Below are 25,267 nucleotides of genomic sequence, written 5' to 3'. Positions count from 1 at the left end.
GCCGCCGGCCCGTGCCGGCGGCGCTTTCGTTTTCCGGTGACCCCGGCCGACAGGCCACCATCCGCGTCCTCTACCGAGGAATGCGATTTCGCCAGATCGCTTCTATCCTGGTCCTTTGCAACCTGAGCACCGTCATCCCAGCGAAAGCTGGGATCCATTTTGCTTCTCCATTGTCGATCTCTCCGAGAATATCAACGGCCAAAATGGATTCCGGCTTTCGCCGGAATGACGAGCAACTACGCACGCTCGTTCCGCAAGATGTGCAAACGACTGAAGCGAAATTGCCCTAGCATTCCCCCATGTCCGCTGTCCCGCATCCCGCCCTGTCTGACGATGCCGCCGCGGACGCGCTGCGCGACTGGCTCTCCCGCCACCGGCGCGTCTTCGTCCTGACCGGCGCCGGCTGCAGCACCGCCTCGGGCATTCCCGACTACCGTGACCGCAACGGCGACTGGAAGCGCACGCCGCCGATCACCCTGCAGGCGCTGACCGGCGACGCCTCCGCCTACCGCCGCTACTGGGCGCGCAGCAGCGTCGGCTGGCCGCGCTTCCTGGCGGCGCGACCGAACGCCGCCCATCGCGCCCTGGCCGCGCTGGAGCAGCGCGGCGACGTGCACCTGCTGCTCACCCAGAACGTCGACGGCCTGCACCAGCGCGCCGGCAGCCGCCGCGTGATCGACCTGCACGGGCGGCTCGACGACGTCGCCTGCCTGGGCTGCGCGGCCCGGTTCGCGCGCGGCGAGGTGCAGCGCGACATCGCCCGCGCCAATCCCGACTGGCGCGCCGAGGTCGAAGGCATGGCGCCGGACGGCGACGCCGACATCGACGCCGGCGCGGTGGAGGGCTTCCAACCGCCACACTGTCCCCGCTGCGGCGGCCTGCTGAAGCCGGACGTGGTGTTCTTCGGCGAGAACGTGCCGCGCGAGCGCTACCTGCAGGCGCACGCGGCGCTGCTCGAATCCGACGCGATGCTGGTCGCCGGTTCCTCGCTGATGGTCTGGTCGGGCTTCCGCTTCGCGCGCATGGCCGCCGGGGCCGGATTGCCGCTGGCGATCCTCAACCGCGGGAAGACGCGCGCCGACGATCTCGCTTCGCTGCGCCTCGACGCCGACATCGGCGACACCCTCGCCGCCGCGCTGGAGCGGATCGAAGCCGTGTAGGTCGGGGCTACGCCCCCGACGCCGGCCATCGGCGATCACCGCGGCGCGACGTAGCCACCCGCCACGCCTTCCGGCGACAGCACCACCTGCCACAGCTGGATCAACCGCGCGCGGAAGCTCGCCATCGACGCGGCCAGGTAGTAGCGCCACATGCGGCGGAAGCGTTCGTCGTAGCGCGCCGTCAGCGTCGGCCACGCGGCCTCGATGTTGTCGCGCCAGGCCTGCAGGGTGCGATCGTAGTCGGCGCCGAAATTGTGCCAGTCCTCGATGACGAAGCGCCCCTCCACCGCCTCGGCGACCTGCGCCGCCGACGGCAGCATCGAATTCGGGAAGATGTACTTCGCGATCCACGGATCGGTATGCCTGCGGCTGACGTTGCCGCCGATGCTGTGCAGCAGGAACAGGCCGTCGCCGGCGAGGCAGCGGCGCGCGACGTCGAAATAGGCCTCGTAGTTCTTCACCCCGACGTGCTCGAACATGCCGATCGAGACGATGCGGTCGAAGCGCTGGTCGAGTTCGCGGTAGTCCTGCACGCGGACCTCGACGGGCAGCCCGGCGCACAGCTCGCGCGCGAACGCCGCCTGCTCGCGCGAGATGGTGATGCCCACGCCCGAGACGCCGTAGCGCTGCGCCGCGAACTTCAGCATCTCGCCCCAGCCGCAACCGATGTCGAGCAGGCTCATCCCCGGCCGCAGGCCGAGCTTGCGGCAGCACAGGTCGAGCTTGGCTTCCTGCGCGGCATCGAGGTCGTCCGCCTCGCGCCAGTAGCCGCAGCTGTAGACCAGCCGCCTGCCGAGCATCGCCGCGTACAGGTCGTTGCCGAGGTCGTAGTGGCGCTCGCCGACATCGTAGGCGCGGTGCCCGCGCTGCAGGTTGAACAGCCGAGCGAGCACGGCCAGGCGCAGGTCGGCGAAACCGTGCACGCGGCGGTCGACCCCGGCCCCGAGCAGGCGATGCAGGAATCCGTCGAGCGAGGCCGCCTCCCAGGCGCCGTCCATGTACGACTCGCCGAGCGCCAGCGAGCCGCCGGACAGCACCCGCGCCGGGAAGCCGGCGTCATGCACCTGCAGGTCCCAGGGACGCTCACCGTCGATGCGGATGTCCGCATCCGCCAACAGCTGCTGCAACCGGGAACGGAAACGATCCTCGCCCATGCCCCCCGCCTTCGCGCCGGAGGCAGATCATTCCGGATTCCGGCGCCCGCAGGACGAGTCTACTGCACCGCTTCACCGCCGGTGAACAGCCCGCGGTATTCGGCCGCGACGTGCGGCAGCAGGATACGCGCCGGCACCTCGACCGTCTGCACGCCGTCCGAGTACGGCCCGACCTGGTACGGCGGGAACACGAACCGCAGCGCGGTCATGCGGCCGTCGGCACCCGCCACCGGCTCGAATTCCGTGAAATTCTCCGCATCCGGCACCGAACCCTCGTCGATCATCTTGCCCGCCGAGCGCATCACGCGCTCGCGCTCGACCGGATCGAGCTCGTCCGCATCGACCCGCTGCGACAGCGCCGCATGCAATTGCTCGCGCACGAAGGCCGATACCTCGCGCCAGGCGCGCGGATCGGGAATCAGCTCGGACGAGGTGAGGCGCCTGTCCTGCTGCGGCAGCCAGACGAAGCGCGCGATCAGCGGCGCACCGTGCGCGCCGCCGGTGTAGCTGCTGCCGTCGGCGGCGACCGCGAACACCTGCGGCGTGTCGACGACCACCTTGAACTCCAGCGCGAGGTCGTACATGACCGGGCCCGCATCCTCGTCGAGGCTGCCGACCGCTTCCATCAGGTCGCCGCGGACGGCATCGGAATAGGCCTTGATCTCCGCGGCAAGCCCGGGGTACTTGCCGACCGCCGGCGGATAAGTGATGCCGATGATGTAGCGCGGATCGGTCTCCACCACGTCGCTGAGCTCCACCGCCTCCGGCACCGGCGCGGCCACTTCGGCCTGCGGCAGGTCGGGCGCCCCCTGCGGCGGCTGCGGCGCCTCGCGCCGGCAGGCGCACAACGCCGACAGGACGAGGAACGACAGCAAGATCCGCTTCATGGCCCGCTTCCTTGGGAACGACATTGGGGTGGTGATGGAGGCGCCAGCATACTCTGGCACTAACGTTTTTGTAACAACTTGCGGGTGCAGGCGCCGTCAATGCGCGTGTGTGGCCAGCGGAAGGAGGATCGGGTAGGGGCCAGTCGACAGCACGTCCCAAAAAAAGTCCTGTCATTTCGACCGCAGGGAGAAATCCCGTCCGCGGCGCGGGACAGGAAGATTTCTCCCTGCGGTCGAAATGACAGGCTTTTGGCCAGGCTGTCCCCTGACCTGAAAGAAAGGCCCCGGGTGTTTCCACCCGGGGCCTTCTGGCTTGTTGCTTTGAAGCGAGTCGCTTAGAGCGGCTGCACTTCGTCGGCCTGCAGGCCCTTCTGGCCCTGGACGACCTTGAAGGAAACCTTCTGGCCTTCCTGCAGCGACTTGAAGCCGGTGCCCTGGATCGAGCGGAAGTGGACGAAGAGGTCCTGGCCGCTTTCCGGGGTGATGAAGCCGAAGCCCTTGGCGTCGTTGAACCACTTGACGGTGCCGGTCTGACGTTCGGACATGTTGTTACTCCTTGAAACTAGACAGTGGATGGATACCAGGCCCCATCGGGGGTGCCTGGACTGTATCGAGCAAGGGGTAACGCGAACGATGGAGCGGATCGTCTGGAGCGGCCGTCGCGAAACGGCTTTGAACCCTTGTGATCTACCGCATCGGAGCCACGATGTACCGTGATCCCGGCCTTGAACAGTCCGCGCACGATAGCGCACTTTTGGCGGGAAGTGTAAAGCGGCGTCAGGACACCGGTTACCAGTCCTCGCGTCCGGGCAGCAGGGCGGCCAGTTCGGCATCGCTCAGGTTGCGCCACTGGCCGGGCCTGAGGTGCCCCAGCTTCACGCCGCCAATCCGCACCCGCTGCAACTGCTTGACCCGAAAGCCGAAATGCGCGGCCATCAGCCGGATCTGCCGGTTCAGGCCCTGCACCAGCACGATCCGGAAGCCGAACCGGCCCAGCTTCCCGGTCCGGCACGGCAGGGTCACCTGGCCGTGGACCGGCACCCCGCGGGCCATGCCGCGCAGGAATTCGGCGGTGACCGGGTGGTTCACGGCCACCAGGTACTCCTTCTCCAGCTTGTTCTCGGCGCGCAGGATGGCGTTGACGATGTCGCCGTTGCTGGTCAGCAGGATCAGCCCCTCGGAATCCTTGTCCAGCCGGCCGATCGGGAAGATCCGCTGCTCGTGGCCGACGAAGTCGACGATGTTGCCCTTCACCGCCGATTCGGTGGTGCAGGTGATGCCGACCGGCTTGTTGAGCGCGATGTAGACGTGCCGGCGCCGGCCGCGCGCGGCGGTGCGCGGCTTCAGGGGCTGGCCGTCGAGCAGCACCGCGTCGCCCTCGCCCACCTCGGCGCCGATCCGCGCGCGCAGGCCGTTCACGGTGACCCGGCCCTCGCCGATCAGGCGGTCGGCCTCGCGCCGGGAACAGTGGCCGGTGTCGCTGATGTAGCGGTTGAGCCGCATGGGTCGCAGGAGGACGAAGGGGTGCGCAGTCTGGCAGATCGCCCCGCCCCGCGGCGACGGTGGCGTCCGGCTTCGACGCCCGGCGTCAGCCCCCGGCCACCAGGTCCGCGTACTCCGGATGGCGTTCGATCCACTCGGCCGCATAGGAACAGCGCGGCTCCACCGACAGGCCCTCGGCGCGGGCATGTTCGAACGCGGCCCGCACCAGTTGCCCCGCGATGCCCCGGCCGCGCAGCGCCGCGGGCACGCCGGTGTGGGTGATCACCATGCGGCCGTCCGACAGCGTGTACTCGAGCACGCTGCGGTGGCCGTCGACATCGACGTGGAAGCCCTGGCCCGGGGCGTGTTCGATCGTCTCTGCGTTCATCGGTGCTGTCTCCGTGTGCGGGACCGGTCTGCCGCGGGAGTCGCGCCCGAAGGCGCTGCTGCAGTGGCAGGTGGCGTGCCGCGACGATGGCGCGGACGCCGGTTGCCGTCAAACCCGGGCCGTTCGCGGCCATCCGGGTGACGCTGCGGGTCAGCTGATTCCTTGATCGTCATCACGCTTCAGGCTGGCACGGAACCTGCGTGATCCCCGGTCAACCACCACCGTCATGCCTGCTGGGGAACACCATGATCGACAGCGCAACGCAGCACCAGGCCATCGGCCGCCTGTTCGAACTCGTACGCAACGGCGACGTCGACAACCTCGAGTTCACCCACCTCGATTCGCTGATCTACGGCGGCCTGGAGCAGACCTACCAGGTCACCGACGCCGACCGCGAGCAGCGCACGATCCAGACCACCGCGGTCTGACGACACCCGAGCGCACCGGGTCGCCCCATGAGCGGCCCGATCGCCCGCTATCCGCCGAATGACGGACTCAGCAGCCGCGCCAGGAAGGTACTGGCCACGCGCGGCTCCATCATCACCGTGAACAGCATGCCGTAGGCCGCGCCCCACAGGTGGGCGCTGTGGTTGACGTTGTCGCCGCCGCGGCGGTCCATCCAGATCGAATAGCCGATGTACGCCACCGCGTACAGGATCGCCGGCACCGGGATGAAGACCAGGAAGATCAGGCTCCACGGCGCGAACAGGATGAAGCTGAACAGCACCGCCGAAACCGCGCCGGAGGCGCCGAGGCTGCGGTAGTTCGCGTCCTTCTGGTGGCGGAAGTAGGTCGGCATGATCGCCATGACGATCGCCGACAGGTAGAACGCGGCGAAGCCGAGCATGCCGATCCGGTCCACGAACACCGGCTCGATCGCGCGCCCGAAGAAGAACAGCGTGATCATGTTGAACAGCAGGTGCTGGCCGTCGGCGTGGATGAAGCCGTGGGTGACCAGGCGGTCGTACTGCTTCTGGCGGTCGATCGCCGGCGGCCACAGGATCAGCCGTTCCAGCAGTGCGCGATTGTTGAACGCCTGCCAGGAGACGAACACGGTGACGCCGATCAGGACGAAGGTGACGATGGACTGCATGCGGATTCCCCGGCCTCAGGTGGCGACGCGGTAGTTGTCCTGCATCGGATAGCGCCGCGCGTACAGCGCGAAGGCGAGCGCCGCGACGAAGGCGAACGCGGCGAAGAAGAACATCAGGAAGGCCGGCTCGCTCAGCCCCGTCTGCGCAATCATCGCCTTGAAGCCGTCGTTGCGCACGCCGGCATTGGTCAGCAGCACCCACAGGCTGCCGAAGGTGCTGGTGAGGTACCAGAACGCCATGATCACGCCCTTCATCGCGTGCGGCGCCTGGCTGTAGGCGAACTCCAGCGCGGTCGCCGACACCAGCACCTCGCCGAAGGTCAGCAGCAGGTAGGGCAGGCTCTGCCAGGCCAGCGACACCTCGGCGCCGCCATCGATCCACAGCTGCAGCACGCCGGCGACGATCCACGACACGCCCGAGATCGCGATGCCCCAGCCCATCCGCCGCAGCGCGGTGACCACGAAGCCCATCCGCCGCAGCGCCGGGTACAGCACCAGGTTGTTGAACGGGATCAGCAGCATCACCAGCAGCGGATTGAGCGCCTGCATCTGCGCCGGCTCCTTGACCAGCCAGCTTGGCCACCACCACTGCTCGTGCGGGACGACCATGGCGTTGCCCTGGATGATCCAGGTCGAGGCCTTCTGGTCGAACAGCGACCAGAACGGGGTCACCAGCGCGAACACGATCAGGATGCGCAGCACCGCGCGCACGCCGTCCACCGCGGCGTCCGGATGCCGTCCGCGCGCGCGTTCGAGCTGCAGCGACGCGCCCCAGCCGCCGAACGCGATCAGCACGCCCAGCGCCAGGCAGGCGGTGATCACGAAGCCGAACGAGTCCGGCCACCACGGCAGGTCCGCGCCCACCGCCTTCAGCGCCCACAGCGCCAGCATCAGCACCGCCACCACGATCCCGCCCCACGCCACCAGCGCGCCGGCATTGCCCTGCCCGGGCCGACGCTCGCGCAGCGCGGTGCGGATGACGTTGAGGAATGAATCGGGATCGTTGCCCGACGGCGGCACGTTGACGTACTGCCTGCGGCCCGCCCAGAAGATCACCGTGGCGATGAACATCAGCACGCCGGGAATGCCGAACGCCACCGCCGGCCCGAAGTTGCGCAGCAGCAGCGGCGCGAACAGCGAGGCGAAGAACGAGCCGAAATTGATGATCCAGTAGAACGCGTCGAAGACGACCTTGGCCTTGTCCTTGTTGCTCTGGTCGAACTGGTCGCCGCAGAACGAGACCACCAGCGGCTTGATCCCGCCCGAGCCCAGCGCGATCAGGAACAGGCCGGTGAAGAACCCGGTGCGGTTGCCCTCGAACAGGGCGAGGCAGGCATGGCCCGCGCAGTAGATCAGCGAGAACCAGAGGACGGTGTTGTACTTGCCGAAGAAGCGGTCCGACAGCCAGCCGCCGAGCAGCGGGAAGAAGTACACGCCGATCACGAAGGTATGGAACACGTCCTTCGCCATCGCCTCGCGCTCGCTGCCCTCGGGCAGGTAGCCCAGCAGCACCGAGCTGATCAGGAACGGCACCAGGATGTTGCGCATCCCGTAGAAGCTGAACCGCTCGCAGGCCTCGTTGCCGATGATGTACTTGATCTGGCCGGGCATCCGGCCGGGCGAGGCGGGCGTTGCGGTGGTCGTCATGCGGCTGCGGTTCCGGGAGCGTGCTGGAAGCCGGAAGGCTAACCCATCCCGCCGCCCCGTGCCCGTGCATCCGGGACGATAGGCACATGGGCACCCACGGCCACGCGCTGGCATCATGCGGCACCCTTCCCGCCCGGGACTACGCATGAAGCAGGCCGTCCTCGCCACCGCCTTCGCCGCGCTGCTCGCGGCCCTGCCCGCCGCCGCGCAGGCGCCGCTGTCCACCGTCGCCGAGCGCAGCGGCTTCGTGAAGACCGGCCGCTACGACGAGACCATCGCGCTGTGCGCGGCGTTCGCGCGGCGCCATCCCGACGCGGTGCGCTGCATCGATTTCGGGACCACGCCCGAAGGCCGGCCGATGAAGGCGCTGGTGGTCTCGCGCAGCGGCGCGCTGACGCCGGAGGACGCGCGCGCGGGCGGGATCCCGGTGGTGTTGATGCAGGGCGGCATCCACGCCGGCGAGATCGACGGCAAGGACGCGGGCTTCCTCGCCCTGCGCCAGGCGCTGGACGGCGAGGCCGCCGCGGGCGCGCTGGAGAAGCTGGTGTGGCTGTTCGTGCCGGTGTTCAACGTCGACGGCCACGAGCGCTTCGGCGCCTGGAACCGCCCCAACCAGCGCGGCCCGGAGGAAATGGGCTGGCGCACCACCGCGCAGAACTACAACCTCAACCGCGACTACGCCAAGGCCGACTCGCCGGAGATGCAGGCGATGCTGCGCCTGGTCGAGGCCTGGGATCCGATCGCCACCATCGACCTGCACGCCACCGACGGCGCCCAGTTCGAGCACGACATCTCGATCCAGGTCGAGCCGCTGCATGCCGGCGACGACGCGCTGCGCAAGGCCGGCCTCGCCCTGCGCGAGCGCACCATCGCCGACCTCGCCGCGCAGGGCTCGCTGCCGCTGGCCTTCTACCCCTCGTTCGAGGACTACCAGGACCCGGCGTCGGGCTTCGAGGACGGCGTCTCGCCGCCGCGCTTCTCCACCGGCTACTTCCTGCTGCGCAACCGCCTGGCGATGCTGGTCGAGACGCATTCGTGGAAGGAGTACCCGGTGCGCGTGCGCATCACCCGCAACACCATTGTCTCGATCCTCGACCAGATCGCCGCGCACGGTCGCGACTGGATGGCGCTGGCCAGGGCCGCCGACGCGCGCGACCTCGCCGGCACGCCGGTGGCGCTGGACTACACCGCCACCGAACGCAGCCGCACGATCGATTTCCGCGGCTATGCCTATACGCGCACGCCGTCGGAGATATCCGGCGCCCTGATGACGCGCTACGACGAATCCACGCCGCAGGTGTGGAAGGTGCCGCTGCGCGACGAGGTCGTGCCGCGCACGGTGGTCGACGCCCCGCGCGGCGGCTACATCGTCCCCGCGGCGTTCGCGGACATCGTCGCGGAGAAGCTGGCGCAGCACGGCATCGAATCCACGCGCATCGGCTGCATGATGATGCACAGCTTCCGGCTGTGCGGATTCGGTTCGCCGGAACCGATCGAGGTGCAGGCGTTCCGCGCCGTCAAGGCCGGCTTCGCTGCGCAATCGGTCGAGGGACACCAGCGCCTGGCCGTCGAAGGCGAATGGAAGCCCGAGCAACGCGTCGTGCGCGACGGCGCCCTGTTCGTGCCGATCGCGCAGCCGAAGGCGCGGCTGATGATGGCCCTGCTCGAACCGCAGGCGCCGGACTCGCTGCTGCAGTGGGGCCTGTTCAACAACGCCTTCGAGCGCAAGGAATACATGGAAGCCTATGTCGCCGAAGCGGTCGCGCGGGACATGCTGGCGGCCGATCCGGCGCTGAAGGCCGCATTCGAACGGCGCCTGCGCGAGGACAAGGCCTTCGCCGACGACCCCTCGGCGCGCCTGGCGTTCTTCCATCGCCGCCACTCCTCGTGGGACGAGCGGCTGAACCTGTATCCGGTGCTGCGGACGGAGCGGGTGCCGGAGTAGCCGCTGCCCCTGCCGTCATCCCCGCGAAAGCGGGAAGTGCTTTTCAACAGCCGGATGGCTGGTCATCCAGTGTCTTCTTGCGAAAGTCAGAATGGATCCCCGCTTTCGCGGGGATGACGGCTGATGTGTCTCCGCTTCAGGCTGAAATCTTCACCAGCCATCCTCACCGCAGTTTGCATTCACGAAGCCGATTGGCAGACAGTGGCACTCCCGTTCCGAGGAAGACCGCCATGCGCCCCCTGCCTGCCTGTCTCGCCACGCTCCCGCTCCTGCTCGCGCTGGCTGCCTGCAAGCCGGCGCAGGAAACCCCGCCGCCAGTCGCGGACGCGCCCGTCGACAGTGAAGCGCCTGCCGACGCCGCGGCGCCGGGCATGCCGGAAACCGCCACCGCGCGCTTCCGCTGCGGCGACCTGCTGGTCGGCGCGGTCTTCGACAACAGCACGGGCCATGTCACACTGTCGCTCGGCACCCGCCAGGTGCAGCTGCCGCAGGCGGTCGCCGCCTCCGGCGCGCGCTATGCGGACGCGCAGGGCAACGAGTTCTGGAACAAGGGCGACGAGGCGACCCTGGCGCTCGACGGCGCGAACCACGCCTGCATCGTCACCGACGAGGCCTCGCCCTGGGACGAGGCGCGCAGCCGCGGCGTGGCCTTCCGCGGGCTGGGCACCGAGCCGTTCTGGTCGCTCGAGGTGGACGGCGGCCCCGTGCTGCGGATGCGCCTGGACCTGGACATGGGCGAGCGCAAGCTGCTCCTGCCGCAGGTCACCGCCCTCGACGCGGGCGAGGGCTACGCGGGCAAGGCCGAGGACGGCAGCGACGTCGTCCTGCGCATCACCCGCGGCGACTGCAGCGACGGCATGAGCGACCAGACCTACCCGGCCGCCATCGAACTGCAGGTGGGCGAACAGACCTACCGCGGCTGCGGGGCGTTCCTGCAGGAGTGAGCCGGCTCGCCGCGCATCGCGGCCGACGGCAGGTGTCGCCGCGTCCAGATCGAATGGAATGCCCTTGAAACGCAATCTCGTCCCGACACTGCTGCTCGCCGTGGCCCTGGTGGCCGCCGCGCTCTGGCTGCAGCGCGATCGCGAACCTGTCGCGGACGGCGCCGCGCCGCCGCCCGCCGCGGGCAGCAGCACCGCGCGCCACGCCCCCGCCTCCGCCTGGCCGGCCTTCCTGCCGAAGGAAGCGCGGCCGGTCCTGCGGCGCATCGCCGACGGCGGCCCGCATCCGTACCGGCAGGACGGCAGCGTGTTCCAGAACCGCGAGGGCCGCCTGCCCTCGCAGCCGCGCGGCTACTATCGCGAATACACCGTGGAGACGCCGGGGCTGGGGCATCGCGGCGCGCGCCGCATCGTCACCGGCGGGCAACCGCCCGCCGTGTACTACTACACCGACGACCACTACGACAGCTTCCGGCGCTTCGAACCGCCGAGGGAACCGGCGCCATGACCGAATCCGGCTTCGATCCCGGCCTGTTCGACCCCTTCCTGGCCGGCGTGCACCGGGTCGCCGACGGCGACATGGCCCTGCTCGACCTCGCCGCCCGCGATGCCGGCCTGCGCGCCACCGCGATCGACCTCGAACACTGCACCGGCAAGCCCGTGCTGCTGCTGCGGATGGCGACGGCGCTGGAGGTCCCGCCCGGCAGCGGCCGCAACTGGGACGCGCTGTCGGACCTGCTGCGCGACCTGGGCTGGCTGCCCGCGCCGCAGGGCCACGCCCTGCTGCTGTCGTCGGCCGGCGACCTGCGCGACGCCGCCCCCGGCGACTACGAGACCCTGCTGTCGATCCTGCACGAGGCCGCGGCGTCCTGGGCCGAGGCCGGCAGGCCGTTCTGGGCGTTCATCGGCCTGCCGGACGACGAATTCGACCTGCGCGGGGAGCCCTGCCCAAGCGACCCCGGCGCGCAGTAAGCTTGCCGCTCCATTCCAGCGGAGGCCGCCATGGCCAAGACCCTCGACAAGCGCAAGGAAGACAAGAAGAAGCCGGAAAAGTCGCTCAAGGAAAAACGGGCGGCGAAGAAGGAGAAGAAGGCCGGCAAGTGAGCCGGCTTTCTTTTTGGTCTTCTCGCAAGCCTGAAAAAACCTGTCATTTCGACCGCAGGGAGAAATCTTGTCTCCGGCGCACGGGAAGGAAGATTTCTCCCTGCGGTCGAAATGACAGGATCCTTTGCGCGTGGGGCGTTCCGTTTCCTCGGCCATGCGCGCCCGGGCACGGCAGCTTTCGCTGCCGATGCCGCGCCGAAGGGCATCGCGCCGGATGCGCTCAGGAACTGCACGACAGCATCGAACACCCGGCCCTGTCGCGAGCCCAGTCCGGCCGTCTTGCGGCGAAGGCTTCCCGTTCCGGCTGTTCGTCATACGGCCGCCGGACGAGCTCCAGCAGTTCCGCAACGCCCGAAGCATCGCCCGCCTCCGCGCGGTCGATCGCCTGCTGCGCGAGGTAGTTGCGCAGCACGTACTTCGGGTTCGCGGCCTGCATCCGCTCGCGGCGCGTTGCGGCGTCCAGCGGGTCCCGCGCGAGGCGGAGAGCGTAGTCGCGCAGCCATGCGGTGAACGCCTCCCCGTGCTCCCCGCGCAGCGCATCGTCGTAGAACGCGTCGCGCATCGCCTCCAGCGAAGGATTGCCGGAATCGACCTCCGCCAGCGCGCGGAAGAACAGCGTCATGTCGACCTGCGCGGCCTGCATCAGGCCGTGCAGCGCCTTCATCCGCTCGACGTCGTCGTCGCGGCACTCGGCCAGCCCCAGCTTGCGCGCGACGCTGTCGCGGTAGGCGCGCGTGTACTCCGCGGCGTAGCGGTCCAGCCCCGCCTGCAGCGGCGTCGCATCACCGAACAACGGCGACAGCGCCTGCGCCAGCCGCATCAGGTTCCAGTGCGCGATCCTCGGCTGCCAGCCGAAGCGGTAGCGGCGGCCGCCGGCATCGGTGGTGTTGGGCGTCCAGTCCGGGTCGTAGTCGTCGATCCAGCCGTAGGGCCCGTAGTCGATACTCAGGCCGAGGATCGACATGTTGTCGGTGTTGAGCACGCCGTGGACGAAGCCCACGCGCATCCAGCCGGCGACGAGGCGCGCGGTGCGCTCGCAGACCTCGGCGAACCATTCGCCGTAGAGCCTTTCGTCGAAGCTGCCGTCGCCACGCAGCCCGTCCAGCGTCGCGCCCGCGCGGTCGCCGAGCAGGTGCGGGAAATCGCGCCAGATGCAGAAATCCGCGAGCTGCCGCAGCAGTTCGACGTCGCCGCGCGAATACGGCAATTCGAAATGGCCGAAGCGCAGGAACGAGGGCGCCACCCGGCACACGATCGCCCCGGGTTCGGCCCGGGGACGGCCGTCGTAGAACATGTCGCGCAGCACGCGCTCGCCCGTCGCCACCAGCGACAGCGCGCGCGTGGTCGGGACGCCGAGGTGGTGCATCGCCTCGCTGCACAGGAACTCGCGGATCGACGAGCGCAGCACCGCGCGGCCGTCGGCGCTGCGCGAGTACGGCGTCAGGCCGGCGCCCTTGAGCTGCAGTTCGCGGCGCCCGCCGGCCGCGGTGACGCACTCGCCCAGCGTGATCGCGCGGCCGTCGCCGAGCTGCCCGGCCCAGTGGCCGAACTGGTGGCCGCCGTAGTTGGTCGCGAACGGCTCCATTCCCGGCAGCAGCGCGTTGCCGGCGAACACCTGCGCGAACTCCGGCGACTGCACCTCGGCCTCCGCAAAGCCGAGTTCCGCCGCCACCTCGCGCGAGTGCGCCAGCAGCACCGGCGCGGTGACCGGCGTCGGCGCCACCCGCGACCAGACCGCACAGTCCACCTGGCGCAGGCGCGGCCCCTGCTCCGGATCGCCGGGCAGTTCGCGCAGCAGCAGGTTGTCGAACTTCAGACTGGCAAGCGCCAAGGCACGAATCTCCGGAATTGCCCGCCCCCGGCCGCGGATTCAGCCGGCGGGCCGGGAAGACATGGATGCGGGGCGTAGACTATGCAACCCATACGCCCCGGCGCCGCCGGACCACCATGAGCGCCGACACTCCTTCCCGTTTCACCGATTTCGGCCTGCCGCGCCCGCTGCTGCAGGCCTTGGCCGACGTCGGCTACGAGTCGCCCTCGCCGATCCAGGCCGCCACCATCCCGCCGCTGCTGGCCGGCCGCGACGTGCTCGGCCAGGCCCAGACCGGCACCGGCAAGACCGCCGCCTTCGCCCTGCCCGCCCTCGCCCGCCTCGACGCCGCCGCGCGCAAGCCGCAGGTGCTGGTGCTGGCGCCCACGCGCGAGCTGGCGATCCAGGTCGCCGAGGCCTTCCAGAAGTACGCCAGCCACCTGCCCGGCTTCCACGTGCTGCCGGTCTACGGCGGCCAGGGCTACGGCCAGCAGTTCGCGGCGCTCAAGCGCGGCGTGCACGTGATCGTCGGCACGCCCGGGCGCGTGATCGACCACCTCGATCGCGGCTCGCTGGACCTGTCCGAACTGCGCACCCTGGTGCTCGACGAGGCCGACGAGATGCTGCGCATGGGTTTCATCGACGACGTCGAGGCGGTGCTGAAGAATACCCCGGAGACGCGCCAGGTGGCGCTGTTCTCGGCGACGATGCCGGCGCAGATCAAGCGCATCGCGCAGACCTACCTGAAGGACCCGGTCGAGATCGCGATCAAGGCGCAGACCACCACCGCGGCCAACATCCGCCAGCGGGTGTGGATGGTCAGCGGCACCAACAAGCTCGACGCGCTCACCCGCATCCTCGAGGCCGAACCCTTCGACGCGATGATCGTGTTCGCGCGTACCAAGCTCGGTACCGAGGAGCTGGCGGAGAAGCTGAGTGCGCGCGGCTTCTCGGCCGCCGCAATCAACGGCGACCTCGACCAGAAGCAGCGCGAGAAGACCATCCAGTCGCTCAAGGACGGCCGCATCGACATCCTCGTCGCCACCGACGTCGCCGCACGCGGGCTGGACGTGGAGCGCATCAGCCACGTGCTGAACTACGACATCCCCTACGACACCGAAAGCTACGTGCACCGCATCGGCCGCACCGGGCGCGCCGGGCGCAGCGGCGAGGCGATCCTGTTCGCGGCCCCGCGCGAGCGCGGCATGCTCGGCGCGATCGAGCGCGCGACGCGGCAGAAGATCGAACCGATGCAGCTGCCCAGCGTCGAGACGGTGAACGAGCGCCGCGTGTCGAAGTTCATGGAGCGCATCACCGGCGCCCTGGAGAGCCCCGACCTCGCGCTCTACCGCGACCTCGTCGAACGCTACGAGCGCGAGCACAACGTGCCCGCGGCGGAGATCGCGGCGGCGCTGGCGAAGACCGTGCAGGGCGAGACGCCGCTGCTGCTCGCCGCCGCGCCCGCGCGCAAGGATCGCGACGAAGGGCGCGGCCCGCGCGAGCGGATGGAACGGCGCGAAGCGGAGGCCGCACGCGGCGGCAAGCCGTTCCCGGCCGTGCCGGCGACGCGCCCGCGCCCGTCGAACGACGCCGAAGCGCTGTTCGCGCAGGACGACGCGCCGGACGCCCGGCCGCCGCGCCGCGAACGCCCGGAGCGGTCCGATCGTCCGGCGAAGGGTGCCGACCACGGCTTCGCAATGGAGACCTTCCGCATCGAGGTCGGCCACGTGCACGGCGTGCAGCCGGGCAACATTGTCGGCGCGATCGCCAACGAGGCCGACCTGGAAAGCCGCTACATCGGCCGCATCGACATCCGCGACGACCACAGCCTGATCGACCTGCCCGAGGGCATGCCGCGCGAGCTGCTCGAACACCTGAAGAAGGTCTGGGTCTCGGGCCAGCAGCTGCGGATGCGCCGCGCCGACGACGAGGGCCGCGCGCCGCCGAGGGGACGTCCCGCCGGAAAGCCGGCCGGCAAACCCCGCGGCAAGCCGCCCGGTGCACGCATCGGCAAGCCCCCCGGCCATCGCGGGCGCTGACCGCCGCATGGCGCGGCGGGCCACGTCCGGAATCGGCGCGCGCCCCGCGCCGCATCGGTCACAGCCGCAACCGCCGGTTCCACTGCGCGCGATCCGTTCCTAGAATCGCGGCATGTCCCGCCTTCTCGTCTTCCAGCACGTCGCCGCCGAACCGCTGGGCACGCTCGACCCGCTGATCCGCCGCCGCGGCCACCGCATCCGCTTCGTCAACTTCGAGCGCGAGCCCGGGGCGCAGCCCGACGTGGACCGCTACCGCGGCCTGGTGGTGCTCGGCGGGCCGATGAACGTCGGCGACCAGCACGCGCGCCCGCACCTGCGCACCGAACTCGAGGCGATCGAGCGCATGCTCGGACAGGGCAAGCCGGTGCTCGGCATCTGCCTCGGCGCGCAGCTGCTGGCGCATGCGCTGGGCGCGCCGGTCAAGCGCCACCACACGCCCGAGATCGGCTGGTACCGGCTGCAGGCCACCGAGGCCGGCCGCAGCGACCCGGTGCTGGCTCCGCTGGGCGACGAGGCCCCGGTGTTCCAGTGGCACGGCCAGCACTTCGAGATCCCGCACAGCGCCGTGCACCTCGCGCGCAGCGACACCTGCGAGCAGCAGGCCTTCCGCTGGGGCGACCGCGCCTACGGCTTCCAGTTCCACCTGGAGATGGACGAGCCGCTGATCGAGCGCTGGCTGGCGACGCCCGGCTACCGCGCCGAGCTCGAGCGCCGCGAAGGCCTGCACGACGAAGCCGCGATCCGCGCGCACACCCGCGAGCACATCGCGGCAATGCAGGCCGGCGCCGACGCCGTGTTCAACAACTTCCTCGACCTGGTGGGCCGCCCGCAGCGCCGCGTGGTGCTGCCCTCGCGCGAATTCGGCGAGTAGCCGCCGCAACGACGCCGGGCCGCCACCCGCGGGCGGCGACCCGGTCTGATGCAGCGGCGATCCGCCGCGTCAGGCGCGCGCCGCGCGCGTCGCGCGCAGTCCGAACCAGCCCAGGTCGGCGAACGCCAGCACCGCGAAGGCCTGTGCCAGCACGAAGGCGATGCCGAACAGGCTCGGCTGCCAGACGCCGCCGAACGCGACCCAGGCGCTCGCCGCAACCCAGGCTAAGTTGATCGCGACCACCGCCGCGACCGCGCCGCGCGGCGGGGATGCCCGGCGCGACAGGCCGTAGACCCAGGCGACGAAGGGCACCAGTACCACGCCGGCGCCGCGCAGCAGCCCGGCGGGCAACTGCAACGCCGGCGCGAGCAGGTCGGCGGCGGCGATCAGCAGCGCCGCGGTGGCGCCGGTCGCGATCGCGTCGGTCAGCAGCAGGCGCGGCAGGAAACGGGGATGGGCAAGCAGTGCACGGATGTTCATGGCGAATCTCCTCGGCTGTGTCGGGAACGGCGCCATGCTGGCGAACCACGGTCATCGAAGCGATTACCCGGCAGGTAACGTCGCGCAAACCCGCCCGCCGCTATCTTGGCGGCCATGAATACGATCCCCGCCCAAATGCGCAGCGTCGGCGAGCAGCTGCGCGACTGGCGCCAGCGCCGCCACCTGTCGCAGCTCCACCTCGCCGGCCTGGCCGACATCTCCTCGCGCCACCTGAGCTTCGTCGAGACCGGCCGCTCACTGCCGAGCCGGGCGATGCTGCTGCGGCTGTCCGATCGCCTCGACGTGCCGCTGCGCGAGCGCAATGCCCTGTTCGTCGCCGCCGGCTACGCGCCGGTCTACAGCGAACGCCGCCTCGACGATCCCTCGCTCGACGAGGCGCGCAAGGCGATCGAACTGGTGCTGCGCGGACACGAGCCCTATCCGGCGCTGGCGGTCGACCGGCACTGGAACCTGCAGGCGGCGAACCGCGCGCTGGCGCCGCTGCTGAAGGGCGTCGCGCCGGACCTGCTGGCTCCGCCGGTCAACGTGCTGCGGCTCAGCCTGCATCCGGACGGCGTGGCGCCGCGGATCCTCAACCTCGGGCAATGGCGCGCGCACCTGCTGCACCGCCTGCGCCGGCAGATCGACGCCACCGGCGACGCGAAGCTCGAGGCACTGCACGCGGAACTGGCCGCGTACCCGGCGCCGGAGCATGACGAAGCCGCCGAAGCCAATACGGTGGCGGTGCCGCTGCGCATGCGTTCGGAAGCCGGCGAGCTGTCGTTCCTCAGCACCACGACGGTATTCGGCACGCCGGTCGAAGTGACGCTGTCGGAACTGGCGATCGAATCGTTCTTTCCGGCGGATGCCGGAACCGCGGAGTTGCTGCGTTCGCCGGGCTTCCTCGATGCGATGGCGCAGGGTGCGGCCTAGCGCATTTTCGATTCGGATGTTGACGTCTCCGTCGTCCTCGCCTTCGCGGGGACGACGAACATGTGAGCGTTTGCGCCAAGAATGCGCTAGGGCGCCTCGTCCGCCCGTTCGGGAAGCGCATCCACCTCATCCGCCGCGCCCTCGGGCAGCGGCTCCGGCAGCGTTGCGTCCGCGGCCTCCGGCGCGCGCGACGGAAGCACGCGTTCGACCACGCCGTCCACCACGCGGCTGGTCACCTCGTCCGCGATCGCCGACGGCTGCACGACTTCCTCGATGCGCTTGCCGCCGAAATCCGGACCGAGCACGTAGACCAGCTCCGAGACCGTCGGCCAGCCCATGTGCGGCGCGGCGAACCAGTACGCGCCGACCAGCGCCAGCGCGAACATCGCGATCTTCAGCAGTGCGCCGACCAGCTTGTAGGCGAGGTAGGCACCGAGCACCAGCAGCACAAGTCCTAGCCAGCTCATGCCGCGCGCTCCATCGGCCCCGGCATTTCACCGCCGTCGACCAGCGGCCGCAGTGCGGCATCCAGCGAGACGCGTTCGTCGAACACGAAGCAGCGTCCGTCGTAGCCTTCGCCGCCCGTCGCCTCGAAATAGCCGAGGATGCCGCCGTCGAGCTGCAGCACGTTATCCATGCCGCTGGCGCGCATCCACAGCGCGGCCTTCTCGCAGCGGATGCCGCCGGTGCAATAGCCGACCACGGTGGCGTCGGCCAGGGTCGCGCGGTGCGGTTCCAGCGCGTCCGGCAGGTCGGTGAAGTTGTCGATCGGCAGGACCAGCGCGCCGGCGAACGCGCCGTGCGCGGTTTCCTCGCGGTTGCGGGTGTCGAGCATCACCACGCGGCGGCCGTCGTCGTCGCAACCCTGCGCCAGCCAGCGCGCGAGGTCGCGTGGTGCGACCGCGGGCGCGCGCGCCGGCAGCGGCGAGGCGTCGTCGCGGCGGAAGCTGATGATCTCGCGCTTGAGCTTGACCTTCAGCCGCGCGAACGGCACGGCCGCGCTGCGGCTGTACTTCACCCCGATCTCGGCGAAACGCGCGTCCGCGCGCAGCCGCGCCAGGAATCCCTCGATCGCCCCGCCCGCGCCGGCGAGGAACAGGTTGATGCCTTCCGGCGCCACCAGCACCGTGCCGCGCAGCCCGCCCGCTTCGGCCCAGGCACGCACGTCCGCCGCCAGGGCCGGCGGATCGGCGATGTCGACGAAGCGGTAGGCGGCGATGTTGACGATCATCGCCGCATTGTAATCGGGCGGATCGGGCGCCGGCCCAACCTATTCGTAATGGTCGCGCACGAGGCGGTCGAGCAGGCGCACGCCGAACGCGGTCGCGCCTTCCGGCGCGGTCGGCTTGCCGCTGTCGTTCCAGTCGGAGCCGGCGATGTCCAGGTGCGCCCACGGCAGTTCGCGCTCCACCCATTCGCCGATGAAGTACGCGCCCATGCCCGCGCCCGGCGAACCGCCGCCATTGCGCAGGTCGGCGATCGGCGACTTCAGCCGTTTGCCATACTCCTCGCGCAGCGGCATCCGCCACAGTTCCTCGCCGCTTGCCTCGCCCGCGGCGAGCAGCTGGCCGGCGAGCGCATCGTCACGCGAGAACAGGCCGGCGTAGTCGCCGCCCAGCGCCGCCACGATCGAGCCGGTCAGCGTGGCGACGTCGACCACCAGCCTCGGCTTGTCCTGGCGCTGCACGTACCAGAGCGCATCGGTCAGCACCATGCGCCCCTCGGCGTCGGTGCTCATGATCTCGAAGGTCTTGCCCGAAGCGGTGCGGATCACGTCGCCCGGGCGCGCAGCGCTGCCCGAGGGCATGTTCTCGGCGAGCGCCGCGACCGCGACCGCGTTCACCGGCGCCTTGCGGCCGGCCAATCCGAGCACGGTCGACACCACGGTGGCGGCGCCGGTCATGTCGCCCTTCATCTGCCACATGTTGCTGTTGGGCTTGATCGAGATGCCGCCGCTGTCGAAGGTGATGCCCTTGCCGACGAAGGCCAGCGGCGCGTCGCCGGCGCGGCCGCCGTCATAGCGCAGGAGCAGCAGCCGCGGCGGACGCGCGCTGCCCTGGCCGACGGCGAGGATGCCGCCCATGCCGAGCCTGTCCATCGCCGGCACGTCGAGCACTTCGATCTTCAGCGGCAGGCCTGCCGCGGCCTTGCGCACGCGCGCAACGAACTCTTCCGGCCACAGCGCGTTGGCCGGCTCGGTGGACAGGTCGCGCGCGAACGCGACCGCGTCGGCGACCGGCTTCCACTGCGCCGCGTACGCCTCGCCCGCACCGGCGCCGGCGCGGGTGCGGATCACGAGTTCGCCCTTGCCCGCCTGTGCGCCCTCGTCGTCGTCGGATTTGCGCGAGCGGTACTTGTCGAAGCGGTACTGGCCCAGCGCCGCGCCGAACGCGAGGTGCGAGGCGGCGTCGACCTCGTCGCCGTCCCACACCAGTTCGAAGCGCGAGGCATGGCTCCTCGCCGCCGCCTGCGCGACGCGGCCGCCGATGTCTTCCAGCTTGCGCGGCGCCAGCGCCTCCTTGCCGGTGCCCAGCACCAGCAGGCGCTCGTAGCCGCCGAAGCCGCGCAGGTCCAGCGTGCTGTCGGCCTTGCCCTTGAAGCCTTCCGACTCCGCGGCACGGCGCAACGCGCCGGAGGTGCGCGCATCGATCGCGGCGAACGCGCCGTCCGCCGGCAGGCCCTCGGCCACGGCGATCGCCAGCGTGCCGGCTTCCGGCACGGCGTGGGCATCGAACGAAAGCGTGCGCTGCGCCTGCGCGGCGAACGGCCACGACGCGACGAACACGAGCAGGGAAAACGAGAGCGCAGCAAGCGATCTGGACATCAAAGGTGCCCCGGGTAATCTTCTGATGGGAGTCGCGGGCCGCGACGTGGCGGCGCGCCATCCGACCTTAACCCGAGGGCCGTTCAGCCGGGCATGCCGAAAGTCATGCGCGCGGCGACGCGCGTCCGGCCGCGAGCGCCGCCGCCCCCATCAACAGCGCGCCCACCAGCATCGCGATCGCCACGTTGCGCAGTTCCTCGGGCCTCGCGTGCAGGACCAGCCAGGCGATCACCAGCAGCGCGGTGCCGACCACCCACGGCCCGCCCGGCACCGAGAACGCCGCCGGCGCCATGCCCCCGCCCGCCGCCCGCCGCCGCAGCACCGGCACCGCGATGCAGGTGGCGGCATAGGCCAGCAGGCGCGTGATCGTGCTCAGCGCCACCGCGGTCAGGAACGAACCCGACAGCGTCAGCGCCAGCATGCACAGCGCGGTCAACGCGATCGCCCAGTGCGGCGTACGGTAGCGCGCGTGCGTGCGCGAGAACACGGCCGGCAGCTGGCCCTGTTCCGCCATCGCGTAGAGGATGCGCGGCGCCGCGAGCACCAGGCCGTTCAGCGTGCCCGAGATCGACACCAGCGCGCCGAGCACGATCACGCCCGCGCCGAGGCTCCCGGCGAAGCGTCCGGCGGCGTCGGCCAGCGGCGTGGTCGAGGACGCGAGCCCCGGCAGCGTGCCGATCGACACCGCCTGGATCAGCAGGTACAGCGGCGCGATCACCGCCATCGACACCAGGATCGCGAACGGCAGCGTGCGCCGCGGATCGCGCACCTCGCCCGCGGGCACGGTCGCGGTCTCGAACCCGGTGAAGGCGAACACCAGCAGCAGCATCGCGCTCGAGAAATCGCCGACCGACGGTGCGGTTTCCGGCACGTAGAGCGCCGGCTCGACGAAGAACATCCCCACTCCGACGAACAGCAGCAACGGCACCAGCTTGCCGATGGTGAACACGTTGGCCACGATCGCCGCCGTGCGCACGCCGCGGATGTTGACCGCCGCGATCGCCAGGGTCGCCAGCGAGGCCACGGCCACGCGCCCGCCCGTCGACGCCACCGCCGGCCAGGCATGCGCGAGATAGTCGATCAGCAGGTTGCACAGCGCCGCGAACGCGGTCACCCGCGTCAGCCAGACCAGCCAGCCGACCTGGAAGCCGACGAACGGCCCGAACGCGGTGCGCGCGTACAGATAGGGGCCGCCCGTCTCCTCGAAACGGCTGCCGACCTCGGCGAAGCACAGCACCACCAGCAGCACCAGCAGCGCGCAGGCGACGTAGGCGAGCAGCGCCCAGGGGCCGAGCAGTTCGTGCACCCGCGCCGGCAGCCCGAAGATGCCGGCGCCGACCACCGCATTGATGAACAGCGCGACCATGCTGCCGCGGCCGATTCCGCGCAGCAGGGGGCCCTCGCCGCGCGACGCCATCCGTCAGCGCCCGATCAGGATCGCGGGCAGCGCGACCAGCCCGAGCAGCAGCGCGATGGCGACGATGATCATCACCACGCGCAGCGGCTGCGCGCGGACGATGTCGGCGAAGGTTTCCGCGGTGCCGTCGCGTTCGGCCTGCGCCTGCTCGGCGCGCACGCGCAGCGCGCGCTCGCGCTGGTAGTCGGCCATGCGCCGCTTCGCCTCGGGCAGGTCGGCGTCGTTGCGCACCCAGATGCCGCCGGCGGAGATCCCGAACGGGCTGGGCCGGGTCTCGTAGTGCTCGATGCGTGCGGCATCGAGGAAGGCGCGGACGTCGTCGGCCTCGTCGTCGGGCACGTTGTGCAGGTTGAGCAGCAGTTTCGCCATCGGCGGATGATAGCCCGGGGCGCGGCCTGCATGGCTTGCCGCTGGCATCCGGCAGATATTCCGGGGCAAAGCCGGCAGTTGTTGCCAGCACCTGTTGTCGTCATCCCCGCGAAGGCGGGGATCCATTTGCTTCAAGCCAAAGACACTGGATCCCCGCCTTCGCGGGGACGACGACAACTTCAAGGACCGGATGCAGAGCGAATCACCGCTTCGTCGTGATCGCCCGGCGCAGGTTGGCCCGCGCCGCCGCATCGCAGCGCTCGTGGAAAAATTCGCTGAGATAGATCCTCGGCTTCGCCAGCAGCGCCTTCAGGAAGCGCCGGCGGTTGATCCGGTACAGCCAGCCCGGCACGTGGTCGCGGTATTCGGCCGCGATCGCGCGGTCGTAGGCGTCGAACACCGCCGGCTCCGCGCCGAGGATCGCCATGTCGCAGTCGAGGAAGTGGCGGGTATCGTCCGCCACCGCGGTCTTGCCGAAGTCCTCCGGCCCGAACTGCCCGTGGCGCGCGGTGAGTTCGATCAGTTCGGCGACGCGGCGGACGTCGACCGCGGCGTCCGGCAGCCAGCGTCCGATCTCCTCGACCGCGAATTGCGCCGAGCGCGCCTCGTTGTCCTTGCGCCCGGGTTCGTAGATCGCGTCGTGGTAGAGCACCGCCAGCCGCACTTCCAGCGGCTGCACCCAGCCCGGGCCGGCGGCGACGGCATCGTGGTGCCGCAGCACCTCCTGCACGTGGCCGAAATCGTGGTATGCACGCGGCGGCCTCGCATACGCCGCCTCGAGCGCCTCGAGCTGGCCGGCCGGCAGCGCGATCATCGCCGGATCATCCCGTCTGCCACGGCCGCACCACCAGCGCGGCGCCGACGATCACCAGCAGCGCGCCGAAGATCCGCACGGCGTCCGCCGGCCGCTGCGCGCCGAGCACGCCGAAATGGTCGAGCGCCAGCGATGCCAGCACCTGCCCCAGCACGACCAGGCAGATCATCGCGCCCGCGCCCAGCGTCGGCACCAGCAGGGTGGCGGCGAACACGAACGCGGCGCCGATCGCCCCGCCCAGCCAGATCCACGCCGGCAGCGCGGCCAGCGACTGCGCCGGCAGCAGCGGCGTGCGCGTGGCCAGCAGCAGCGCGCCGAGCAGGCAGGTGCCGACGAGGAACGACACGAACGACGCGTACAGCGCGCCATGCGTCAGCGCGCCGAGGCGCGCATTGATCAGCGCCTGCAGCGGCAGCAGCGCGCCGATGACCAGGGCGACGACGATGCCCAGCGATGCCCATGCCTTCACGCGATGCCCTCGACCGGAATTGCGGACAGTCTATCGACCCTCTCCGCGAATTGTAGGAGCGCCTTCAGGCGCGACCAGACGTTCACCGAAGCCCGGAAGCGGGCTCCTGAAGGCGCTCCTACAGCTCGGCCTGGTCGCGGCGCACGCCCAGCAACGCGACCAGGCTCAGCAGCGCGGCGCCGGCGAGGTACCAGCCGACCGACTGCAGGCCATGGTGCTTCGCCAGCCAGGTGGCGATGTACGGCGCCAGCGACGCACCGAAGATGCCCGACAGGTTGAACGCCAGCGATGCGCCGGTATAGCGCACCTCAGCCGGGAACTGTTCGGCCAGCAGCGTCCCCACCGGCCCGTAGGTCATCCCCATCAGGCCGAGGCCGAGCACGAGGAACAGCAGCGTCCCGCCGAGGCTGCCGGCCACGAACAGCGGTGCGAACGCCAGCCCGAACACGATGATCGCCACCGTCGCCGCGATCATCGCCGCGCGCCGGCCGCGACGGTCGGCATAAAGTGCCGACAGCGGGATCGTGAGCCCGAAGAACACCACGCCGAGCATCTGCAGCCACAGGAACTGCTCGCGCGTGTAGCCCAGCGCGCTGGTGCCCCAGCTCAGCGAGAACACCGTCATCAGGTAGAACAGCACGAAGGTCGACAGCGTCAGCAGCGTGCCGACCAGCAGCGCGCGCGGATGCTTCACCAGCACCTCGCGCATCGGCAGGCGCACGCGTTCGGCGCGGTCGATCACGCGCTGGAACGCGGGCGTCTCGGTGATCCGCAGCCGCACCCACAGCCCGACCAGTACCAGCACGGCGCTGGCCAGGAACGGCACGCGCCAGCCCCAGCCGAAGAACGCGGGCTCGCTCATGTAGTGGGTCAGCAGCAGGAAGCTGCCCGACGCCAGGAAGAAGCCGATCGGCGCCCCGAGTTGCGGGAACATGCCGTACCAGGCGCGCTTGCCCGGCGGCGCGTTCTCGGTCGCCAGCAGCACCGCGCCGCCCCACTCGCCGCCGAGGCCCAGGCCCTGCCCGAACCGGCACAGCGCCAGCAGGATCGGCGCGGCGACGCCGATCTGCGCATAGGTCGGCAGCAGGCCGATCACGACGGTGGAGATGCCCATCGTCAGCAAGGCTGCGACCAGGGTCGCCTTGCGCCCGACGCGGTCGCCGAAATGCCCGAACAGCGCCGAGCCCACCGGGCGCGCGAAGAAGGCCAGCGCGAACGTCGCCAGCGACTGCAGCGTCGCCGAAGCCGGGTCGCTGGCCGGGAAGAACAGCTTCGGGAACACCAGCACCGCGGCGGTGGCGTAGATGTAGAAATCGAAGAACTCGATCGTGGTGCCGATCAGGCTCGCGAACAGCACGCGCCGGCGCGAAGCCGGCGACTGCGCGGCCGGCGCCGCTTCGCCGGACACGGCGCTCATGCGGAGCGCCGTCCGCGGCCCCG

26 protein-coding genes are annotated in these 25,267 nt (G+C 70.4%); 9 read left to right on the top strand and 17 right to left on the bottom strand.

The features are described from left to right. The first annotated feature begins 299 nt into the window (after positions 1–299). Complete coding sequence (locus tag FQY83_RS00585) at positions 300–1,160, top strand: NAD-dependent protein deacetylase (RefSeq protein WP_146384138.1); 861 nt, start codon at positions 300–302, stop codon at positions 1,158–1,160. A 35-nt stretch (positions 1,161–1,195) separates the two neighbouring features. On the opposite strand, the gene cfa is transcribed toward FQY83_RS00585, so the two are convergent. The 5 genes from cfa to FQY83_RS00560 all read right to left on the bottom strand — a co-directional run bounded on the left by cfa (position 1,196) and on the right by FQY83_RS00560 (position 5,071). After that, positions 1,196–2,314: a cyclopropane fatty acyl phospholipid synthase gene (gene cfa / locus FQY83_RS00580; RefSeq protein ID WP_146384136.1), complete on the bottom strand. Its 1,119-nt coding sequence runs from the start codon at positions 2,312–2,314 to the stop codon at positions 1,196–1,198. A gap of 59 nt (positions 2,315–2,373) precedes the next feature. Next, positions 2,374–3,201: a DUF3298 and DUF4163 domain-containing protein gene (locus FQY83_RS00575; RefSeq protein ID WP_146384134.1), complete on the bottom strand. Its 828-nt coding sequence runs from the start codon at positions 3,199–3,201 to the stop codon at positions 2,374–2,376. Between the two features lie 335 nt (positions 3,202–3,536). After that, positions 3,537–3,746: a cold-shock protein gene (locus tag FQY83_RS00570; RefSeq protein WP_146384132.1), complete on the bottom strand. Its 210-nt coding sequence runs from the start codon at positions 3,744–3,746 to the stop codon at positions 3,537–3,539. A 244-nt stretch (positions 3,747–3,990) separates the two neighbouring features. Further along, complete coding sequence (locus FQY83_RS00565; protein ID WP_146384130.1) at positions 3,991–4,704, bottom strand: pseudouridine synthase; 714 nt, start codon at positions 4,702–4,704, stop codon at positions 3,991–3,993. Between the two features lie 85 nt (positions 4,705–4,789). Then, positions 4,790–5,071, bottom strand: coding sequence for a GNAT family N-acetyltransferase (locus tag FQY83_RS00560; protein ID WP_146384128.1), 282 nt, complete (start codon positions 5,069–5,071; stop codon positions 4,790–4,792). 245 nt (positions 5,072–5,316) lie between these two features. Here FQY83_RS00560 and FQY83_RS00555 point away from each other — a divergent pair, with 245 nt between their 5' ends. Then, positions 5,317–5,499 carry a hypothetical protein gene (locus FQY83_RS00555; protein WP_146384126.1) on the top strand — a complete coding sequence of 61 codons (183 nt, stop codon included), beginning with the start codon at positions 5,317–5,319 and terminating at the stop codon, positions 5,497–5,499. A 47-nt stretch (positions 5,500–5,546) separates the two neighbouring features. Here FQY83_RS00555 and FQY83_RS00550 read toward each other — a convergent pair whose 3' ends face one another. Beyond that, complete coding sequence (locus FQY83_RS00550; RefSeq protein ID WP_192906664.1) at positions 5,547–6,155, bottom strand: rhomboid family intramembrane serine protease; 609 nt, start codon at positions 6,153–6,155, stop codon at positions 5,547–5,549. 24 nt (positions 6,156–6,179) lie between these two features. After that, a complete protein-coding gene (locus FQY83_RS00545; protein ID WP_146384122.1) occupies positions 6,180–7,811 on the bottom strand; it encodes a POT-type proton-dependent oligopeptide transporter in 1,632 nt (543 codons plus the stop codon). A gap of 145 nt (positions 7,812–7,956) precedes the next feature. Between FQY83_RS00545 and FQY83_RS00540 the strand changes: the two genes are divergently transcribed. The 4 genes from FQY83_RS00540 to FQY83_RS00525 all read left to right on the top strand — a co-directional run bounded on the left by FQY83_RS00540 (position 7,957) and on the right by FQY83_RS00525 (position 11,669). Then, positions 7,957–9,756 carry a M14 family metallopeptidase gene (locus FQY83_RS00540; protein ID WP_146384120.1) on the top strand — a complete coding sequence of 600 codons (1,800 nt, stop codon included), beginning with the start codon at positions 7,957–7,959 and terminating at the stop codon, positions 9,754–9,756. A gap of 230 nt (positions 9,757–9,986) precedes the next feature. After that, on the top strand, positions 9,987–10,700 hold the full coding sequence (locus tag FQY83_RS00535; protein ID WP_158636399.1) for a COG3650 family protein: 714 nt from the start codon (positions 9,987–9,989) through the stop codon (positions 10,698–10,700). A gap of 58 nt (positions 10,701–10,758) precedes the next feature. Continuing rightward, entirely contained in the window at positions 10,759–11,205 is a 447-nt protein-coding gene (locus FQY83_RS00530; RefSeq protein WP_146384116.1) for a guanyl-specific ribonuclease, read from the top strand. Further along, entirely contained in the window at positions 11,202–11,669 is a 468-nt protein-coding gene (locus FQY83_RS00525; RefSeq protein ID WP_146384114.1) for a barstar family protein, read from the top strand. Before FQY83_RS00530 ends, FQY83_RS00525 begins: the two co-directional genes overlap by 4 nt. Before the next feature lie 352 nt (positions 11,670–12,021). On the opposite strand, the gene FQY83_RS00520 is transcribed toward FQY83_RS00525, so the two are convergent. Further along, positions 12,022–13,632: a protein adenylyltransferase SelO gene (locus FQY83_RS00520; protein ID WP_146384112.1), complete on the bottom strand. Its 1,611-nt coding sequence runs from the start codon at positions 13,630–13,632 to the stop codon at positions 12,022–12,024. Positions 13,633–13,748: 116 nt separating this feature from the next. Here FQY83_RS00520 and FQY83_RS00515 point away from each other — a divergent pair, with 116 nt between their 5' ends. Beyond that, positions 13,749–15,650, top strand: a complete 1,902-nt coding sequence (locus FQY83_RS00515; RefSeq protein ID WP_146384110.1) for a DEAD/DEAH box helicase — start codon at positions 13,749–13,751, stop codon at positions 15,648–15,650. 112 nt (positions 15,651–15,762) lie between these two features. After that, on the top strand, positions 15,763–16,521 hold the full coding sequence (locus tag FQY83_RS00510) for a type 1 glutamine amidotransferase (RefSeq protein WP_146384108.1): 759 nt from the start codon (positions 15,763–15,765) through the stop codon (positions 16,519–16,521). Between the two features lie 69 nt (positions 16,522–16,590). Here the strand turns inward: FQY83_RS00510 and FQY83_RS00505 are convergent, their stop codons facing one another. After that, positions 16,591–17,001: a hypothetical protein gene (locus FQY83_RS00505; RefSeq protein WP_146384106.1), complete on the bottom strand. Its 411-nt coding sequence runs from the start codon at positions 16,999–17,001 to the stop codon at positions 16,591–16,593. A 114-nt stretch (positions 17,002–17,115) separates the two neighbouring features. Here FQY83_RS00505 and FQY83_RS00500 point away from each other — a divergent pair, with 114 nt between their 5' ends. After that, positions 17,116–17,934 (top strand): helix-turn-helix domain-containing protein, encoded by an 819-nt coding sequence (locus FQY83_RS00500; RefSeq protein WP_146384104.1) that lies wholly within the window; start codon positions 17,116–17,118, stop codon positions 17,932–17,934. 86 nt (positions 17,935–18,020) lie between these two features. Here the strand turns inward: FQY83_RS00500 and FQY83_RS00495 are convergent, their stop codons facing one another. The 8 genes from FQY83_RS00495 to FQY83_RS00460 all read right to left on the bottom strand — a co-directional run bounded on the left by FQY83_RS00495 (position 18,021) and on the right by FQY83_RS00460 (position 25,244). Continuing rightward, the gene (locus FQY83_RS00495; RefSeq protein ID WP_146384102.1) at positions 18,021–18,401 is read right to left on the bottom strand and encodes a hypothetical protein; all 381 of its coding nucleotides are present in this window, start codon (positions 18,399–18,401) and stop codon (positions 18,021–18,023) included. Further along, on the bottom strand, positions 18,398–19,165 hold the full coding sequence (locus tag FQY83_RS00490; protein WP_146384100.1) for a sulfurtransferase: 768 nt from the start codon (positions 19,163–19,165) through the stop codon (positions 18,398–18,400). Before FQY83_RS00490 ends, FQY83_RS00495 begins: the two co-directional genes overlap by 4 nt. 39 nt (positions 19,166–19,204) lie before the next feature. Then, positions 19,205–20,758, bottom strand: a complete 1,554-nt coding sequence (locus tag FQY83_RS00485) for a leucyl aminopeptidase (protein ID WP_146384098.1) — start codon at positions 20,756–20,758, stop codon at positions 19,205–19,207. A gap of 103 nt (positions 20,759–20,861) precedes the next feature. Next, positions 20,862–22,175: an APC family permease gene (locus FQY83_RS00480; protein ID WP_146384096.1), complete on the bottom strand. Its 1,314-nt coding sequence runs from the start codon at positions 22,173–22,175 to the stop codon at positions 20,862–20,864. Positions 22,176–22,178: 3 nt separating this feature from the next. After that, on the bottom strand, positions 22,179–22,544 hold the full coding sequence (locus FQY83_RS00475) for a DUF6164 family protein (protein ID WP_146384094.1): 366 nt from the start codon (positions 22,542–22,544) through the stop codon (positions 22,179–22,181). A 202-nt stretch (positions 22,545–22,746) separates the two neighbouring features. Further along, on the bottom strand, positions 22,747–23,358 hold the full coding sequence (locus tag FQY83_RS00470) for an HD domain-containing protein (RefSeq protein ID WP_146384092.1): 612 nt from the start codon (positions 23,356–23,358) through the stop codon (positions 22,747–22,749). Positions 23,359–23,365: 7 nt separating this feature from the next. Then, entirely contained in the window at positions 23,366–23,827 is a 462-nt protein-coding gene (locus tag FQY83_RS00465; protein WP_202878141.1) for a DMT family transporter, read from the bottom strand. Between the two features lie 118 nt (positions 23,828–23,945). Next, positions 23,946–25,244, bottom strand: a complete 1,299-nt coding sequence (locus FQY83_RS00460) for an MFS transporter (RefSeq protein ID WP_146384090.1) — start codon at positions 25,242–25,244, stop codon at positions 23,946–23,948. Positions 25,245–25,267: the final 23 nt, after the last annotated feature.

This window comes from Luteimonas marina, from assembly GCF_007859325.1.
GTDB lineage: Bacteria > Pseudomonadota > Gammaproteobacteria > Xanthomonadales > Xanthomonadaceae > Luteimonas > Luteimonas marina.
The sequence above is the reverse complement of the archived record's forward strand: the minus strand, read 5'-3'. Positions and strand labels throughout refer to the sequence as shown.

Excerpts from the sequence above, each read along its gene's own strand:
- FQY83_RS00585 (WP_146384138.1), top strand. The coding sequence starts at position 300 with ATGTCCGCTGTCCCGCATCCCGCCCTGTCTGACGATGCCGCCGCGGAC.
- cfa (WP_146384136.1), bottom strand. The coding sequence starts at position 2,314 with ATGGGCGAGGATCGTTTCCGTTCCCGGTTGCAGCAGCTGTTGGCGGAT.
- FQY83_RS00575 (WP_146384134.1), bottom strand. The coding sequence starts at position 3,201 with ATGAAGCGGATCTTGCTGTCGTTCCTCGTCCTGTCGGCGTTGTGCGCC.
- FQY83_RS00570 (WP_146384132.1), bottom strand. The coding sequence starts at position 3,746 with ATGTCCGAACGTCAGACCGGCACCGTCAAGTGGTTCAACGACGCCAAG.
- FQY83_RS00565 (WP_146384130.1), bottom strand. The coding sequence starts at position 4,704 with ATGCGGCTCAACCGCTACATCAGCGACACCGGCCACTGTTCCCGGCGC.
- FQY83_RS00560 (WP_146384128.1), bottom strand. The coding sequence starts at position 5,071 with ATGAACGCAGAGACGATCGAACACGCCCCGGGCCAGGGCTTCCACGTC.
- FQY83_RS00555 (WP_146384126.1), top strand. The coding sequence starts at position 5,317 with ATGATCGACAGCGCAACGCAGCACCAGGCCATCGGCCGCCTGTTCGAA.
- FQY83_RS00545 (WP_146384122.1), bottom strand. The coding sequence starts at position 7,811 with ATGACGACCACCGCAACGCCCGCCTCGCCCGGCCGGATGCCCGGCCAG.
- FQY83_RS00540 (WP_146384120.1), top strand. The coding sequence starts at position 7,957 with ATGAAGCAGGCCGTCCTCGCCACCGCCTTCGCCGCGCTGCTCGCGGCC.
- FQY83_RS00535 (WP_158636399.1), top strand. The coding sequence starts at position 9,987 with ATGCGCCCCCTGCCTGCCTGTCTCGCCACGCTCCCGCTCCTGCTCGCG.
- FQY83_RS00530 (WP_146384116.1), top strand. The coding sequence starts at position 10,759 with ATGCCCTTGAAACGCAATCTCGTCCCGACACTGCTGCTCGCCGTGGCC.
- FQY83_RS00525 (WP_146384114.1), top strand. The coding sequence starts at position 11,202 with ATGACCGAATCCGGCTTCGATCCCGGCCTGTTCGACCCCTTCCTGGCC.
- FQY83_RS00515 (WP_146384110.1), top strand. The coding sequence starts at position 13,749 with ATGAGCGCCGACACTCCTTCCCGTTTCACCGATTTCGGCCTGCCGCGC.
- FQY83_RS00510 (WP_146384108.1), top strand. The coding sequence starts at position 15,763 with ATGTCCCGCCTTCTCGTCTTCCAGCACGTCGCCGCCGAACCGCTGGGC.
- FQY83_RS00505 (WP_146384106.1), bottom strand. The coding sequence starts at position 17,001 with ATGAACATCCGTGCACTGCTTGCCCATCCCCGTTTCCTGCCGCGCCTG.
- FQY83_RS00500 (WP_146384104.1), top strand. The coding sequence starts at position 17,116 with ATGAATACGATCCCCGCCCAAATGCGCAGCGTCGGCGAGCAGCTGCGC.
- FQY83_RS00495 (WP_146384102.1), bottom strand. The coding sequence starts at position 18,401 with ATGAGCTGGCTAGGACTTGTGCTGCTGGTGCTCGGTGCCTACCTCGCC.
- FQY83_RS00490 (WP_146384100.1), bottom strand. The coding sequence starts at position 19,165 with ATGATCGTCAACATCGCCGCCTACCGCTTCGTCGACATCGCCGATCCG.
- FQY83_RS00485 (WP_146384098.1), bottom strand. The coding sequence starts at position 20,758 with ATGTCCAGATCGCTTGCTGCGCTCTCGTTTTCCCTGCTCGTGTTCGTC.
- FQY83_RS00480 (WP_146384096.1), bottom strand. The coding sequence starts at position 22,175 with ATGGCGTCGCGCGGCGAGGGCCCCCTGCTGCGCGGAATCGGCCGCGGC.
- FQY83_RS00475 (WP_146384094.1), bottom strand. The coding sequence starts at position 22,544 with ATGGCGAAACTGCTGCTCAACCTGCACAACGTGCCCGACGACGAGGCC.
- FQY83_RS00470 (WP_146384092.1), bottom strand. The coding sequence starts at position 23,358 with ATGATCGCGCTGCCGGCCGGCCAGCTCGAGGCGCTCGAGGCGGCGTAT.
- FQY83_RS00460 (WP_146384090.1), bottom strand. The coding sequence starts at position 25,244 with ATGAGCGCCGTGTCCGGCGAAGCGGCGCCGGCCGCGCAGTCGCCGGCT.